This window comes from Frankia sp. CcWB2 (assembly GCF_977927585.1).
Genome location: NZ_CDWRCM010000055.1, coordinates 10,844 through 12,977, shown reverse-complemented (window position 1 = coordinate 12,977; position 2,134 = coordinate 10,844). Strand labels below are relative to the sequence as shown.

Sequence of the window (2,134 nt, the reverse complement as noted above, 5' to 3'; positions counted from 1 at the left end):
TCTATGCCTCGTAGAGGATCGGTTGGCTCTCGGCCGATTTTTCCCCTCGCGGTCCACCGAAGGAGCTGTGCGCATGGTTCTCGCCGCTGATGCCGTCGACCTTGCCCGCGCCCAGACAGCGTTCTCCCTCGCGTTTCACATCTGTTTCGCCGTGTTCGGGGTCGGCATGCCGTGGCTGCTGATCTACACCGAGGGGCGTTGGGTGCGGACCGGTGACGAGACCTGGCTGGCGCTCACGAAGAAGTGGTCGCGGGCATTCGCCGTGCTGTTCGCGGTCGGGGCCGTCTCGGGAACGGTGCTGTCGTTCGAGTTCGGCCTGCTCTGGCCCGCGTTCATGTCGAAGTACGGCAGTGCGCTCGGGCTGTCGTTCTCCTTGGAGGGCTTTGCGTTCTTCACCGAGGCGATCTTTGTCGGGATGTACCTGTACGGCTGGAAGCGCCTGTCGCCGCGCGCGCACTGGCTCACGCTGTGGCCGATCGCTATCTCCGGCACCCTGTCGACGTTGTTCATCATCACGGTGAACGCCTGGATGAACGTGCCACGGGGGATCACCGAGGTGAACGGCAAGGTCGTCGCCGCCGAGCCGTTCGCGCCCTTTCTGAGTCCGGGGACTCCGCCCTAGTTGGTCCACATGCTGCTGGCCGCGCTGATGTGCACCGGCGGGGCCGTCGCCAGTATTTACGCGGTCGGCATGCTGCGCGGTCGCCGCGACGCCTACCACCAGCGCGGGCTGCGGATCGGCCTGGCGGTGGTGTTGGTCTGCGCGCCGCTTCAGCTGATCGTGGGGGACTGGGCGGCCCGGGTCGTCGGGGCCAACCAGCCGTTCAAGCTGGCCGCGATGGAAGGGCTCTACCACACCAGGTCGCACGCGCCGCTGACCCTCGGCGGGTTCTACGACGACAAGAGCGGCGAGGTCCGCTACGGGCTGGAGATCCCCGGTCTGCTCTCGCTGATGGAGGGATTCAGCACCGATCACGTGATCACCGGTCTGGACGCCGCCCCGCCGGACGAGCGCCCGAACGGCCTGCTGGTGCACGGGTCGTTCGCGACGATGGTCGGGTTCGGTTCTGCGCTGATCGGACTGTCCGCCCTGACCGGTGCCGCCGTCGTCCGCCGGCGCCGTCGCGGCGAGAAGACGCTGCTGCCCACCGGGCGGCCGTGGCTGTTCGCCGCGGCGGCTACGGGACCGGCGTCCGCGCTGTCGATGATGGCTGGCTGGGAGGTCACCGAGGGTGGTCGTCAACCGTGGATCGTGGGCGGTCATATGCGGGTTCACGACGCGGTGACGGGCGCCGACGGGGTCGCGCCGATGTTTGCCGGCTCCCTGGTCCTGTACCTGGGGCTCGCGGGTGCGCTGATCCTCATCCTGCGCCGGATGGCCACGGGCGGCCCGGCCGTCGCGGAGATCCGGTCCGGGCGGCCCGCCGCGGGCGTCCACCGCACGGCCGTTCACGGCGCGGGGGAGGCGAGCCCGGCCAGGTCCGGGCGGACAACCGATTCCGATTCGCCGTCCATCCCGAAGCCGCGGCCCGAACCTGCGCCGGTTGAACCGGCGGTTGAACTGCCGGTCGAACCGCCGGTGTCCGGCAGGCGGCGCACCGGCGGCGGTCCCGAGGGATCCCGAGGTTCGGCGCACCCGGGTGAGACAACGGGAACGGGATCCGACGGCACCACCGGTTTCGGCGGGCGGGGAGAAGACTGATGACCAGCGCTGACCTTCTTCTGATCATCATGGTGGCAGGGCTCACCGCCTACGCGCTGCTCGGTGGCGCGGACTTCGGTGGCGGGGTGTGGGACCTGCTGGCACGCGGACGGCACGCCGGCGACCAGCGGAAACTGATCTCGGCATCACTCGGCCCGGTGTGGGAGGCCAACCATGTCTGGCTGATCTTCATCGTGGTGGCGATGTTCAGCGGGTTTCCCGAGGCCTACGGGGTGATCGGCTCCTCCCTGGAGGTGCCGCTGTCCGTGGCCCTCGTCGGCATCGTGCTGCGTGGTGCCGCGTACGTGTACCGGTCCTACGGGGCGGGTGGGGCCGGTCCCGACCACTGGTGGGGGCACGTCTTCGCGGTGTCCTCGACGATCGCCCCGTTCGCGCTCGGGGTGGCCGGTGCGGCCCTGGCCAGCGGTGATC

At 69.6% G+C, this 2,134-nt stretch carries 1 protein-coding gene and 1 pseudogene; both read left to right on the top strand.

The features are described 5' to 3' along the window. Positions 1 to 73: 73 nt before the first annotated feature. Positions 74 to 1,702 (top strand): annotated as a pseudogene (locus ACY45C_RS08290) (cytochrome ubiquinol oxidase subunit I). After that, on the top strand, positions 1,702 to 2,134 hold a 433-nt coding region (locus ACY45C_RS08285; protein WP_462187039.1), incomplete at its 3' end, for a cytochrome d ubiquinol oxidase subunit II. The pseudogene ACY45C_RS08290 and the gene ACY45C_RS08285, both read left to right, overlap by 1 nt.